Genomic DNA, 13,668 nt, shown 5'->3' with positions numbered 1-13,668 from the left:
CGTCCAGTAATCCGCTGGATATTCAATAAAAGTGGTTTGGTGAGTATCTTTTGAGAAAGGTGGCTAGCATTTCATTATCCACCTGCTCGCTTCAGTAACAATTAATCCGTCAGGTGTTCACAGCGACCAAATTCAGCGCCAGATTTCACTTTCTTAATTAATCCGTTAGGGAAGCTCGTTTTAACCGACGCACCGTTGTCACAAACGTACACATCCGCCATGTCGATAAGGAAAGAAACCGAGTAACCTGTTACACCGCCAGCCATTCGTGAGCCATCGCTATCTAGAGATGTTGGGTTATCCATGTAAGTATTTTGTGCTTCTAATACTCCTTGCTTTTCGAAGAAATCATCTAATTTCATCCAACCTAAGCCTTTGATGTAGATGGCACCTACGTATCCAGTGCGAACGTCACCCGCGCGGCCAATGATTACGTCACCGTTCTCGCTCATATCTGCGGGCATTAAGCTAACGTACTTACCCACCGCAGCGTGAACCCAGTCAATACCTCTGCTTTCACAGAAGTTACTGCCTAGCATGACCAGTGGTACATCGTTACACCACTCTAGGCTGCCAATATCGGTAAAGGCTGCATCGCCTTCTTTGCTGTGATCCCAAATCAGAACGTTACCTTTGTTGGTTTGCAGCGCGACTTGCTTACCGTCATGAGAAGATGCATACGCACCAAGTGCGCCAGCAGCTTCGTAAAGATTGATCATTTCGCCTTCATTGACCCAAGCCACACCTTTGTTGCCGCCAAGTGACCCCATTACCACTTCGCCGTTGCCCGAGATCGCATGGGCACGAGTCCAAGGTGTTGCGGACCAATCTACATTGCTGGTATCTAGCTCGCGCATACCTTCTTTCTCTGTCCAGATGAACGGAACGATTTCACCAGCAAAGTAAGTGGTACAGCTACCATTACCATCGACGTCTTTGTATGCGGTGCCAACTGCGGTTGTGCCTTTTGCGTCAATATCCCAACCTACCGCCGCGGATTTGCCTTGTTCACTGCTGCCGCCACAAACGTTACCGGTGAGATCGCCAAGTGGCAGGACACCTTTGTTGTCTGTCCAAATTGCCGGAGCGGTCACACCGTTTCTGTCGTGATCAGAATTGAGCAGAAGCTTTTTACCGTTTGCGCTCATGCTTGCAGAGCCAGTGGTGAGGTAATCAGGAAGCGTATTGATCCCACTTTTTTCATCCCAAACGAATGGTGTGCTGCCTAGCATGCCGATTGCGGATTTACCATCTTTTGCTAAATCAGTCAGATGTGCATAAACGATAGGTTTGAAATCAACACCATCTCGGTAGCCGTTGAACACCAAATCCGCTTGTTTGGTCTGGCCCGCTTCAGCAACGATGGCTGTAACGTCACATGGATCATCGGAGACTGGGTTGTTACCTTCATTGTCATTCCAGTATTCGGCGACGGAAACGATCTCCGTGATATCCGTTGGGTAAGAACCACTGGTGATCGCTTCTGTGTAGAGTACGTAACTGGCACCCGGAGTCAGGCCATTAAGTTTAAAGTAGCCATCAGGACCAACTTTACCCTGGGTTAAGTTACCGGACTGTGCAGATACCGCATCGAATAGGGGGTCATCGATATTTCTCGCAATGATGTTAACGCCGCTGTATTCCGTTGAGCCATCTTTCAAGCGTAGCGTTCCTTCAATCGAACCAAATTGATTCAGGTAAGTCTCGGTTGGATAAAGGTTCGAAATCGCCGTGCGGTCATCCGTTACATTGACCGTACTTTGTGCCACTGCACCTGCGCCATGGTGACCGATGAAAGGGTACATGGTTTCAATGATCTCAGGATCGGCACGGTTAACCTCGCCTAAATACCAGTTACCGGTGTCATGAGCATGAACCGCTTCTACATCACACCCGGCTACACCAGGAAAATACGGTGTCGATGGATTACTGCTGTACCCCATATGACCATTGGTTTGTGAGTGAGAAAGGTTTAGCGCGTGGCCTATTTCGTGGGTAAACACCCCCGCAATTTTAAGGCCTGCATTGTCCGTATCCCATACGTTCCAACCGTTGATGACCGTCGTTGCTTCGATAATCTTGTTATTACCGTCGACAATCTCAGGGAAGGATATACCTAATACCGATTCCTTCGATACACCGAATAAATTTTCTAAGATGCTGCCATCAGTATCGTAAAGGACCCAAAAACCGTAGCCATTCTGCTGGGTATAGAATTGTAGGGCGTTAGAGCCATCGACGTCAGCAATGCCGGTTTTCGATTCAATTGCGATTAAGTTTTCGATATCAGCGCTAAAGGTTGAGGTTTCAACATTATTCCACTGCGCGAAAGCAAATTGAGTGATTTGTTTCGCCCGGTCAATCGTCAAAAACGGTGTGGTGCCATCATAGTCATAGGTAAATGCTTCGCCGCCATCAACATAGACCGGAATAGAGCCATTAGAGGTGTCCCATACATATGGAGTCGGGTTGCCATCGTCAGTAGTAAAAAGGGGACCACCCGCTTGTGCTGCACTTGCGGAGAGTAGAGCAGCAATCGCAATTGTTAATGTATTACGTTTCATTATTTCATCTTCCCGTTGCTGATCCACTGCTCAGACACTGCTTTACCTAACAGACTCATAAAAGCCGGTGCGCTGTAAGCACCTTGGGTGTCTACCATTGTTTGTTCTGACTGGGTAAGCGTACCTTCAGCAAATTCCAGGTTGTCGAAAATGCCCTGGTTATTAAACTCATTCACCACTTTGCCACCCTGGAGTATGAACTTGCCGTTTGCCAGACCCGCTGTTGAACGTAGTCCAGTCAGTGACGCCGCTTTATGCATGAATACAACAACGACTTCGTCTTGATTCCAGCGCGGGAAACCTTCCGGAGTGATTGCGATCATTTTGTTGCCATTAGGCAGAGTGCGGGGCTTTAGTAACCCAAACTGACGAAATGTGTATTCAGAACCTTCTGCGTGATTACCTAATGCAGATTCACCAACTTTGATAGTGACTTCTGTGTAAGGAAAGCCTTGTTCAGAAATGCCGTCAGTCACGCTTTGAACCTGACCTGAGATAATGCTTTCAGAATCAGCAATGAGTTGTTTGAGGTTTTGCGATTTGAGTTGCGCTGCTTGTGCGATGGGCGCAAGCAGCATAAATGCTGACAGCAGCACAGCCATTTTTGACCTGATTTTCATTAGTTATCCTTGACTATATATTTTTTAGCAATTTATTCAGGTAGATCCTCTACCATCGAATAAAAATAACTAATGAGAAATAATTTCGATATCAGGGATTCCCTGATTTTTGGTAAATATATCGTCTCGGCAGGGTTTATTTAATTCGAGCAGATAAGGGGAGTTGATTGGGAGTATTACGGGCTACAAGTGTATCATTGCTCGATATATTCTTGTTTTTGATAGAGGTAGCCTTTAAGGTTATTTGTTTTCCATTTTTTGTTTGATTTTTTAATGGTAGTTCTCTTACTCAACTTTCCTTTGCGCAAGGGTTGACCTTGCTTCCATAAAATTGCGTCTATCCTTTAATGCCTCAGCCTTACAAATGTCTAATTTATTCTTTTAAATCAGATTCTTTCTCTATCTATTTTATGTTTTTGTAAATATTAATTTATTAAGTGTTCGCATATCAATATATATCGCTGTGAGGATGATGGTTGGTCATTTATTTATTTAAGTTGATGCAAAAAAATAATGGTGTTATTCAAATGTTAATCAATGCATTAAAGGATTAATGCATCACTCTTTAGGCACGTATAGTTTATAAGTGTACTAGCTAACTAGTTTAATAGAGTGTTGAGTTTTTTGCTAGTTGAATGGTTCTATAGATCGAGGTAAGAGCCACATGGATTGTGTAAACTTTGAAGATCCAGATAGATGGATACGTTTTCTTAATCAAAAATTACAAAACATTAAGGAGGAAGAAAGAGCAAGCATATCAAGGGAGCTACATGATGATCTTGGACAGATATTAACTGCCATCCAAATCAACTTACAATTACACAGAAAAGAGTGTTGTCATAGTCGCGACCGAGTAGATGACTCAATAGAGCTAATTGAAGACCTGATAGAAAAAGTTCGCCATAAGTCTGCCGAGCTTCGGCCAGGTATTATTAGTGAACTATGTTTTATTGCTTCAGTAAAACGACTTCTTGAGAAAATGTCTGCTTCACAATCAAATAAAATAGACTTTACATCTAAGCCAAACTTTCCGGATGTCAGTCAACAATTAAAAATAGACTTATTCAGAATAATTCAAGAATCCGTAAATAATGCCATTCGCCATGCTAATGCGAGTGCTATCTTCGTTAATCTAGACTTTAATGCTGAAAAAATAATCGTTTCTATTTCTGATAATGGTATTGGTTTTGAAATAAAAAAAATAAAACGCAAAGTGAATACTCATCTACATCTTGGAATGTTAGGTATGGAAGAGAGGGTTGCGCGTCATAAAGGAAAAATCCATATCCAATCAGAGATAAATACTGGCACAAGAATATTGGCGGAATTTAAATATGATCTATAAGAGTAGAGTATTTATTGTTGATGACCATGATATCGTCAGAGCGGGTATATGCAGTATTTTAAACACATTACCAAATGTTGAAGTGGTTGGTGAAAGTGAAAATGGAATCAACTTGATCCCTAATTTGAAAAAATCTAAAGCAGATTTACTTATACTGGATGTTTCAATCAAAGGCATCAATGGAATTGAGCTGATAAGCATGATGCGAAAGCATAAGATTGCCATTAATATTTTGATGCTATCGATGCATAAAAATGTAGAGTATATCGCAAGGTGCTTAAAAAATGGGGCGCAAGGGTATCTACTCAAAGACTCTGCCGTAGAAGAGCTGGAATTAGCGGTCGCTTCCGTGATGAGTGGTGGTAGTTATATTAGCCAGAAAATTGATAAACCTATGCTTAAAGATTTGTTAGGTAAAACACAAGATGCCGTGCCTTTGGATTTACTGACAAGCAGACAGCGGCAAATTCTTCAGCTAATCGTTGAAGGGTATTCCACAAACAAAATAGCTGACGATACATGTATTAGTATCAAAACCGTTGAAACTCATCGATCAAACATCATGAAGAAGTTGAATATTAAAGATATACCCAATCTTGTTCGGTTTGCTATCGAGAACAAGCTGTTGGTTACAACGAGCTGAGATTATTTCGTTTTGATAATTCCCCCTAAATTTCAGACAAAAAGATTCGACTTCGAATCGTGTTTGGTTAAAGTCGCCATTACAAACCTTTGAACATTTAGCGCTATGCTCTCGACCGCTCAACGCAGAAACGAAATTTTGCAATACATCCAAACCCACCAAAAAGGTGAGGTGTGCTATTTTGCTGAGCAATATGGCGTATCAGAAGTGACCATCCGCAGTGATCTTAACCAATTAGAGCGACAAGGGTGCGTTACGCGTTGCTATGGTGGCGCGCTTCTAAACGCTCAGTTTGCTTTCGAAAAGCCGCTTAACGATAAGAAACAACTCAACAGCGACATCAAAGCCAGATTGGGTCAATACGCCGCCTCTTTGATCCAGAATGGCGATAAGATCATCCTTGATTCTGGCTCAACCACTGAGCAAATTGCCTACCACCTGAAAGGTAAGAGCAACATTACCGTGATGACCAACGGAATCAACATCGCTTATCACCTTGCTAATCAAGCCAATGTTGAGGTGATGGTTACGGGTGGTGTAATGAGAAAAAACTCTTATTCGTTGTATGGTGCTGGCGGCGAAACGTTCCTCTCTGGTTTTCGTTTCAACAAACTGTTTTTAGGCGTGGATGGCTTCGATAAACTCGCAGGCGTAACCACGCCGCACCAAGGTGAAGCGGATATTAACCGCCAAATGATTGAAGCCGCACAAAATATCATTGCGATTACCGATTCATCCAAGTTTGACCGACAAAGTTTTTGCTTAATCGCTCGTCCGGAGCAACTCAAAATACTGATTACCGATAGCGGAATTCCCCAAGATTATGTCGAAGAACTCGCTTCTCTCGGGGTAGAAGTACATATTGTTGAATAGTTTAGAGTGACAACTTCGTCATTTATCGATTCAATATCCAACCTTCTAATCCCCCATTCATTCAATGAATAATTTACCCTGATATAAAAACTGTGAAATCACGCAGCTTGCATTTCGAAACCCTTTCTTTTTCAACTACTTGTTTGCAACTTTCATTGTGAAATATTGACAGCCTTTATTTACCTCGATTTCGGCACTGAGTATGAGTTTTTGAGTCAAAGTTTTACCTTTCACTTCCTTCCAAACGAAAGACTTTTTCCACTTAAACCGAAAGGCAAGCGAATGTGAACTCGCTTTAAACTTCGCTTTCTGACACCTGTTTTAATACCAATCAAGCTAAGGCTATCTCTCAACATAAAATTCAAAATCTGTCCGCTGAAATTGTGATGCACATGATCATGGAAGTCACAGAGGTGTATTCCACAGCCTGTTATTCCAACGCAGCGGGGCAGAGGGAGGCAATTCAATGACTGCTTTTTTAGGCTACGAACGCTCTTGGTTAGAGCAGTATAAAGGTATTCACACCGCGCAAGAAATCTGCCACCAACCTCGTTTATGGCGTGCTCTCGCGACAATTCTTGAACAAGGTTACGACCAGTTAAGCGCATTCATTGACCCATTACTCGCTCGCGAAGATCTGCGCATTATCCTGACTGGCGCAGGCACATCGGCCTTTGTTGGAGACGCCGCTGCGCCCTTTATACAAGCGGGGTTACGCTTTCAGGTAGAGTCGATTCCGACCACCGATTTGGTATCGAATCCAGCACAGTATTTAGACCCTAGTCGCCCAACGCTTTTGGTGTCCTGCGCTCGTTCGGGTAACAGCCCTGAGAGTGTTGCCGCCGTCGCACTGGCCGATCAACTGGTCGAAGATTGCTACCACCTATTGTTGACCTGTAACGGCAACGGCGAACTCTCCCGCTACGCTGAAAACGCCAAAAATGCTTACTGTCTTCTGATGCCTGAAGGCTCAAACGATAAGAGTTTTGCCATGACTTCCAGCTTCAGCTGCATGTTGATGTCGACGTTGCTGCTGCTTGGTGGGGGAGAACCGCAGCAATGGCAACGCCAAATCGACGTCACTGCCGCACTTTGCGAAGTTAAACTGGAGCAATGGCAAGCAAGCATCAAATCCCTTGCGACTCTGCCTTACCAGCGCTTAGTGGTCCTGGGCTGCGGTGGTTTTGCAGGGCTTGCCCGTGAAGCCTCTCTGAAATCATTGGAGCTGAGTGCTGGCAAGGTGATGACAACCTTCGATTCTTCTTTGGGTTTCCGCCATGGGCCTAAGTTCTCCATCAACGAGCAGGCACTCGTGATTCAACTGCTTTCCAGTGACAGCTACACCCGTCAGTACGATTTGGATCTGTTTCACGAGATTCGTCGTGACAACCAAACGCTCGCACATGTGGCGATCAGCGAATTTGCTATGAGTGAAGACGCTGTTTTTGAACTTGGCCAGTTTGGTTTAAGTGACCAATGGCTCTGCTTCCCATTCATTCTGTTCTGCCAAATGTTAGCGTTTGAAAAATCTCTCCAATTGGGATTGGGGCCGGACAACCCGTGCCCGACAGGTGAAGTTAACCGTGTGGTGCAGGGTGTCACCATCTACCCATTCAATTACTCATTTTAAAAGGAATAAACCATGCCAAATATCGTTTTAAGTCGCATTGATGAGCGCCTTGTTCACGGACAAGTAGGTGTGCAATGGGTAGGTTTTGCCAACGCCAACATTATCGTCGTCGTTAACGACGAGGTGGCTGAAGATTCCATTCAGCAAAACCTGATGGAAATGGTGCTCGCCGACGGTATCGCAATCCGCTTTTGGACGGTGAAAAAAACCATCGACACCATTCATAAAGCCGCTGAACGTCAACGCATTCTGTTGGTATGCCGCACGCCCAAAGACTTCCGTCAATTGGTGGAAGGTGGCGTACCAATTAGCAATATCAACGTAGGTAACATGCACTACGTGGAAGGAAAAAAACAAATCTCCAAAACGGTTTCAGTGGATGCTGTAGACCTGGCGGAATTTGCACAATTAAAAGCGCGTGGAGTGACCTGCACTATCCAAGGTGTGCCCACTGAAAGCGCAACAGACCTCTTTACTCTTATCTAAATATTAAGGACACCAATTATGGAAATAGGACTATTTCAGGCGTTGATGCTCGGCATTTTAGCCTTCTTGGCCGGCCTAGATTTATTTAACGGTCTCACCCACTTCCACCGTCCGGTTGTACTCGGCCCTCTCGTCGGCCTCATTTTAGGCGACTTACAAACCGGTATTTTGGTCGGCGGTACTCTAGAGCTGATCTGGATGGGTCTCGCCCCTCTAGCGGGTGCGCAACCGCCAAATGTCATCATCGGTACGATCGTCGGCACAGCCTTCGCCATCACAACCAAAGTAGAGCCAAATGTCGCGGTTGGTGTCGCGGTGCCATTCGCTGTCGCGGTTCAGATGGGTATTACGCTACTCTTCTCAGCGATGTCAGCGGTGATGTCTAAGTGTGATGAGTACGCGCAAGCTGCCGACACTGACGGTATCGAACGTGTTAACTATATGGCGCTTGCAGTACTAGGGGCGTTCTACTTTTTATGCGCATTCTTACCTATCTACCTAGGTGCAGAGCATGCTGGAAAAATCGTGGAAGTTCTGCCCAAAGACCTCATCGACGGCTTAGGCGTCGCCGGTGGCATCATGCCAGCGATTGGTTTTGCAGTGCTGATGAAAATCATGATGAAGAACGCTTACATCCCTTATTTCATTCTTGGTTTTGTCGCAGCGGCGTGGATACAACTACCAATCCTAGCGATTGCCGCTGCAGCCACCGCAATGGCGATCATCGACTTTATGCGCAAATCAGAACCAACCCCAGCAATGACAGCATCAGTAGAGGACTTTGAAGATGGAATCTAATGTAAGTGTAAGTAACGAACTCGACCTCCGTGGCCAAACTGCTGATGTGCAACCTGCACCTGGGGTGTCTCCTGACGAGTACGAGAATAAAGAGATTGGTGCTGAGTTAACCAAAGCCGACATCAACCGTATGGCGTGGCGCTCGCTGTTGTTACAAGCGTCTTTCAACTACGAACGTATGCAGGCATCGGGTTGGTTATACGGTCTGCTCCCAGCTCTGAAAAAGATCCACACCAATAAGGCTGACCTGTCCAAAGCGATGCAAGGCCATATGGGGTTCTTCAATACCCACCCATTTTTGGTGACGTTCGTGATGGGCATCGTACTGGCGATGGAGCGCTCAAAGCAAAACATCAACAGTATTCAAAGCACTAAGATCGCCGTAGGTGCGCCAATGGGCGGTATCGGCGACGCCATGTTCTGGCTAACGCTATTGCCGATTTGTGGTGGTATCGGTGCGGACTTGGCGCTGCAAGGCTCCATCATGGGGGCGGTGTTCTTCTTCGTATTGTTTAACGTGGTGCACTTTGGTTTGCGCTTTGGTCTTGCTCACTATGCCTACCGTATGGGGGTTGCTGCGATCCCTGTCATCAAAGCCAACACCAAGAAAGTTGGACATGCGGCCTCTATGGTCGGTATGACGGTAATTGGGGCATTGGTTGCGACTTACGTACGCCTGTCAACAACCGCTGAAATTACCGCAGGCGACGCCGTGGTGAAACTGCAGGGCGATGTAATCGATAAGTTGATGCCAGCGTTTCTGCCACTGGTATACACCCTTACGATGTATGCCCTTGTTAAACGTGGTTGGAGCCCTCTCAAGCTTATCGGTATTACGGTTGTTCTTGGTGTTGCTGGTCGCTTTATGGGCTTCCTATAACGCTTATTTCCACATGCAGTATTGGGGCTGTTAAGTCAGCCCCTGTAAGGACAGAAACATGATTGCAGTTATTCTTTCTGGTCACGGTGGGTTTGCATCGGGCATTGAGAAAGCGATTCACCAAGTGATTGGCGAACAACAACAATTCATCGCGTTAGACTTTCCTGAAGCATCCACCACGCAGCAACTAGAAGCGCAGATGCGCCAAGCGATCCACGAGCTAGACTCCGGAGAAGGTATTGTTTTTCTCACTGACTTGCTCGGCGGCACGCCTTTTCGTACCGCATCGCTGCTCAGCCAACAGCGCGATGATATTCAGGTCGTAACAGGCACCAATCTACAAATGACCGCCGAAATGTTGTTAGAACGTGACGAGCTCAAGCTTATCGAATTTCGTGACCAAGCAATTGAATGTGGTCATCGCGGCATTACCTCACTTGCCGCTGAAATGGCGTTGAAAGACCAAGTAACCACAGCGGAAGAACATGATGGTATCTGATACTCAACGCTATCAAGCCCAAACAGTGTTGCATGGCGAGCATTGGCTAGAACAAGCGTGGTTGATGGCTTCTTTGACTCCCGCGCAATCACTCAATTTACAACATCAACTCGACACTCTGGAAGTTGGCAAAAGTACTTCCATGGTGGCGGTTCACTCAGATTTCTCAATTGCAAAGACTTGGGTTAACGGACGCCTAGTATTCGATCGCGACGCAGTATCCAGTCAGGAGGCTTTATGTATCTAATTTCTTCTCGTGAAATGCTTAAACTTGCTCAACATGGCGGCTACGCTGTACCAGCATTTAATGTCCATAACCTTGAGACAGTGCAAGTCATCGTCGAAACCGCCTCTGAATTAGGTTCACCAGTCATCTTGGCTGGCACACCGGGAACGTACGACTACGCTGGCATCGACTACCTAGTCAGCATTTGTAAAGAAGCAGCGCACAAACACTCGATCCCATTAGTGCTGCACCTTGACCACCATGAAGACCTGCAAGACATTCGCAATAAAGTCGAACACGGTATCCGCTCAGTTATGATTGACGGTTCTCACTATGCGTTCGAACAGAACATCGACATCGTTCGCTCGGTGGTCGAATACTGCAGCCGATACGACGCCAGTGTTGAAGCCGAGCTCGGCCGTCTTGGTGGCCAGGAAGATGATCTGATCGTCGATAGTGCGGACGCTTTAATGACAGATCCTGCCTCTGCGGCTGAGTTCGTACGTCGCACTGGTATCGATTCATTAGCTGTAGCGATTGGTACCGCGCACGGCCTATACAAAGCAGAACCTAAACTGGATTTTGCTCGACTAGAGCAGATCCGTGCAGTGGTGGATATTCCATTAGTATTGCACGGTGCATCAGGCGTACCGGATGAAATGGTGCGTCGTTGTATTGACCTGGGTGTATGCAAAGTGAATGTGGCGACAGAGCTGAAAATCGCGTTTTCGAATGCCGTTAAACAACATTTCTCTGAGAACCCAGATGCTAACGACCCTCGTAAATACATCACACCGGGTAAGGCAGCAATGAAACAGGTCGTGATGGATAAGATTTATATGTGTGGAAGTGAAGGAAGACTATGATGACCTTCAGTGTATTCAACGCACTTTCCTTGTCGATGATATGGGGGCAGTTAAGAACGACACCATTGCCACCTAGAGGGAAAAGCTCGAGCCGCTGAAATCTCCAAGTTTAAGAAGCCGTTGGCAGAGCAAGCAGAAGATCTAGATAGTGTAAAAAGGCCACCATCTACTTCGATAAAAAACTAATGTAGATTGCAAATCCAACTGACTCACGGTAGCCATCTGTTTTATCCCTTGTGCTAAAAACGTGAGCAGAAATGAGACAGAACAAGACAGAGAAGTGAGTTAAACAATTGAATTTTTGAGGATTTAGATACAAAAAAGGCCACCCGAAGGTGGCCTTTTCCAAACGTTTGGTGGAGCTGGCGGGAGTTGAACCCGCGTCCGAAAACCTTTCATCATTGGTACTACATGCTTAGTCGATCTTTAAATTCACCACCCACCTGCGAACCGACACGCTAATGAATGACTATCCTGAATTATAATTCGCCGTTCATCTCTCAGGCGGGAGAATCCGGGCTAGCTAGTTTGGGTTTGACTCTTTGTAATTCCCCGTCTTACAAGCGGAAGCTAGGGCAAAGAGGCTCTGAGCAGGTTATTAAGCTGCTAGTGCGTAGTTTTCGTCGTTTGCGACTATTTTTTTGCGGTTTGTTAACGAGGCCTACCGCACCTCGGCATGCACCTCAGACTTCTGAATTCCCGTCGAATCCTAAATCAGCCCCAAGGTATTGTTCGCATAGTAACAGAAAAGCATTGGCTGTCCAGTACTATGCGTTTAAGTGGTCAAGATTAACGCAGCGCACTCTTCATTACGCGTGCTTTTTCTCTTGCCCAATCTTTTTCTTTTAGATCCGTACGTTTATCGTGCAGCTTTTTACCTTTTGCTACGCCGATTTTTAGTTTCACCCAAGAGCGAGACCAGTACAGAGAGAGTGCCGTTAACGTCATACCTTCGCGGTTCACACGTCCGAGCAGGTTATCAAGTTCACGACGACTCATGAGTAGTTTACGCACACGAGTAGGGTTCGCCACTACGTGTGTCGATGCCTGATTCAAAGGAGTGATTGTCATGCCACTCACAAAGGCTTCACCGTCACGCATGAATACGTAACTTTCAGAAATATTGGCTTTACCTTGGCGAAGGGCTTTCACTTCCCAACCTTGGAGCTCCATGCCAGCTTCGATTTCATCTTCGATAAAATATTCGTGGCGAGCTTTTTTGTTCAGCGCGATAGTGTTACTACCCGCTTTTTGTTTTGATTTTTTCTTTGCCATAATGGCGTCATTATACGACTTGGATATCGGTTAGGAAATCCTTTTATTTGCGCAATCGCGGAATAAAAGTAAAATTGGCTCTCGCTTTTCATCAGAACATGTATCGATAGGAGTAAGTATGAAGCAAATCAGCCGTTCTGCGTTGGTGTCGTTTAGTGCAGAGCAGATGTTTGATCTGGTTAATGATGTTGCTAAATACCCAGAGTTTCTACCGGGTTGCTCAGGTTCCAGAATCATTGATGCTTCTGGCGATGGTATGGTGGCTTCTGTTGATGTTGCGAAAGCCGGCATCAGTAAAACCTTTACCACGTCTAATGAACTTATTCCTGGTCAGTCTATTATGATGAACTTGGTTGACGGTCCTTTTAAGACGTTACGTGGTGGCTGGTTTTTTACTGCTCTGGATGAGCAAGCATGTAAGGTTGAGCTTAAACTTGAGTTTGAATTCTCAAGCAAAATGATTGAAATGGCCTTTGGTAAGATTTTCAACGAGTTAACCAGTAACATGGTCAATGCTTTTACAAAACGCGCGAAACAGGTATACGTGTTATGAGTATTGAATCAGATATGATCCATGTTGAGGTCATTTACGCTTTACCGCATGAGCAACGTGTATTCAATTTAGTCGTCAATAAACATGAAACGGTAGAAGAGATCATTCGTAAATCTGGTGTACTTGAATTGTATCCAGAAATTGATTTGTCGAAGAATAAAGTGGGTGTGTTCAGCCGTAATGTGAAGTTGGATGCGACAGTGCGCGATAGAGACAGAATAGAGATTTATCGCCCATTACTTGCTGACCCTAAAGAGATTCGACGTAAACGGGCTGAGCAAGCCAAAGCGGCGGGTAATGCTGTTCCGGTTACAGGTGGTAAGCCGAACACTTTACGTAAAAGTGACTGATTTTTAATTACCAATCATTTAAAAACCTCCCATCGGGAGGTTTTTTTTAATAAAGGTTTG

14 protein-coding genes, 1 other RNA gene and 2 pseudogenes are annotated in these 13,668 nt (G+C 45.3%); 13 read left to right on the top strand and 4 right to left on the bottom strand.

What is annotated here, in order from left to right; all coding sequences use genetic code 11:
* Positions 1 to 101: 101 nt before the first annotated feature.
* On the bottom strand, positions 102 to 2,564 hold the full coding sequence (locus tag OO774_RS12560) for a hypothetical protein (RefSeq protein WP_264902989.1): 2,463 nt from the start codon (positions 2,562 to 2,564) through the stop codon (positions 102 to 104).
* Entirely contained in the window at positions 2,564 to 3,184 is a 621-nt protein-coding gene (locus OO774_RS12555; protein WP_264902988.1) for a hypothetical protein, read from the bottom strand. Before OO774_RS12555 ends, OO774_RS12560 begins: the two co-directional genes overlap by 1 nt.
* Positions 3,185 to 3,848: 664 nt before the next feature.
* Here OO774_RS12555 and OO774_RS12550 point away from each other — a divergent pair.
* The 11 genes and pseudogenes from OO774_RS12550 to OO774_RS12500 all read left to right on the top strand — a co-directional run bounded on the left by OO774_RS12550 (position 3,849) and on the right by OO774_RS12500 (position 11,430).
* Complete coding sequence (locus OO774_RS12550) at positions 3,849 to 4,529, top strand: sensor histidine kinase (RefSeq protein WP_264902987.1); 681 nt, start codon at positions 3,849 to 3,851, stop codon at positions 4,527 to 4,529.
* On the top strand, positions 4,519 to 5,172 hold the full coding sequence (locus OO774_RS12545; protein WP_264902986.1) for a response regulator transcription factor: 654 nt from the start codon (positions 4,519 to 4,521) through the stop codon (positions 5,170 to 5,172). Before OO774_RS12550 ends, OO774_RS12545 begins: the two co-directional genes overlap by 11 nt.
* A gap of 105 nt (positions 5,173 to 5,277) precedes the next feature.
* Positions 5,278 to 6,045, top strand: coding sequence for a transcriptional repressor AgaR (agaR, locus tag OO774_RS12540; RefSeq protein ID WP_264902985.1), 768 nt, complete (start codon positions 5,278 to 5,280; stop codon positions 6,043 to 6,045).
* Between the two features lie 329 nt (positions 6,046 to 6,374).
* A pseudogene (locus OO774_RS12535) lies at positions 6,375 to 6,515 on the top strand (tagatose-bisphosphate aldolase); the annotation flags it as partial.
* Entirely contained in the window at positions 6,512 to 7,675 is a 1,164-nt protein-coding gene (locus OO774_RS12530) for an SIS domain-containing protein (protein ID WP_264902984.1), read from the top strand. The pseudogene OO774_RS12535 and the gene OO774_RS12530, both read left to right, overlap by 4 nt.
* Positions 7,676 to 7,687: 12 nt before the next feature.
* The gene (gene agaV, locus OO774_RS12525) at positions 7,688 to 8,161 is read left to right on the top strand and encodes a PTS N-acetylgalactosamine transporter subunit IIB (protein WP_264902983.1); all 474 of its coding nucleotides are present in this window, start codon (positions 7,688 to 7,690) and stop codon (positions 8,159 to 8,161) included.
* Positions 8,162 to 8,179: 18 nt separating this feature from the next.
* On the top strand, positions 8,180 to 8,959 hold the full coding sequence (agaW, locus tag OO774_RS12520) for a PTS N-acetylgalactosamine transporter subunit IIC (protein ID WP_264902982.1): 780 nt from the start codon (positions 8,180 to 8,182) through the stop codon (positions 8,957 to 8,959).
* Entirely contained in the window at positions 8,949 to 9,839 is an 891-nt protein-coding gene (gene agaE, locus OO774_RS12515; protein WP_264902981.1) for a PTS N-acetylgalactosamine transporter subunit IID, read from the top strand. The genes agaW and agaE overlap by 11 nt, the downstream gene beginning before the upstream one ends.
* 58 nt (positions 9,840 to 9,897) lie before the next feature.
* A complete protein-coding gene (gene agaF, locus OO774_RS12510; RefSeq protein ID WP_264902980.1) occupies positions 9,898 to 10,338 on the top strand; it encodes a PTS galactosamine/N-acetylgalactosamine transporter subunit IIA in 441 nt (146 codons plus the stop codon).
* A 46-nt stretch (positions 10,339 to 10,384) separates the two neighbouring features.
* Positions 10,385 to 10,585, top strand: a pseudogene (locus OO774_RS12505) (amidohydrolase family protein); the annotation flags it as partial.
* Positions 10,576 to 11,430, top strand: a complete 855-nt coding sequence (locus tag OO774_RS12500) for a tagatose bisphosphate family class II aldolase (protein ID WP_264902979.1) — start codon at positions 10,576 to 10,578, stop codon at positions 11,428 to 11,430. The pseudogene OO774_RS12505 and the gene OO774_RS12500, both read left to right, overlap by 10 nt.
* A 354-nt stretch (positions 11,431 to 11,784) precedes the next feature.
* Here OO774_RS12500 and ssrA read toward each other — a convergent pair.
* Together ssrA and smpB are read right to left on the bottom strand one after the other, a co-directional pair.
* Positions 11,785 to 12,152: a transfer-messenger RNA gene (gene ssrA / locus OO774_RS12495) on the bottom strand.
* 67 nt (positions 12,153 to 12,219) lie between these two features.
* Complete coding sequence (gene smpB, locus OO774_RS12490; RefSeq protein WP_264902978.1) at positions 12,220 to 12,705, bottom strand: SsrA-binding protein SmpB; 486 nt, start codon at positions 12,703 to 12,705, stop codon at positions 12,220 to 12,222.
* A gap of 118 nt (positions 12,706 to 12,823) precedes the next feature.
* Between smpB and OO774_RS12485 the strand changes: the two genes are divergently transcribed.
* Entirely contained in the window at positions 12,824 to 13,258 is a 435-nt protein-coding gene (locus tag OO774_RS12485) for an SRPBCC family protein (RefSeq protein WP_264902977.1), read from the top strand.
* On the top strand, positions 13,255 to 13,608 hold the full coding sequence (locus OO774_RS12480; protein WP_264902976.1) for an RnfH family protein: 354 nt from the start codon (positions 13,255 to 13,257) through the stop codon (positions 13,606 to 13,608). Before OO774_RS12485 ends, OO774_RS12480 begins: the two co-directional genes overlap by 4 nt.
* Positions 13,609 to 13,668: the final 60 nt, after the last annotated feature.

Origin of the sequence: Vibrio sp. STUT-A11 (assembly GCF_026000435.1) — a bacterium.
Classification (GTDB): domain Bacteria; phylum Pseudomonadota; class Gammaproteobacteria; order Enterobacterales; family Vibrionaceae; genus Vibrio.
Note: the sequence above shows the minus strand (reverse complement) of the source record. Positions and strands in the feature narration are given on the sequence as shown.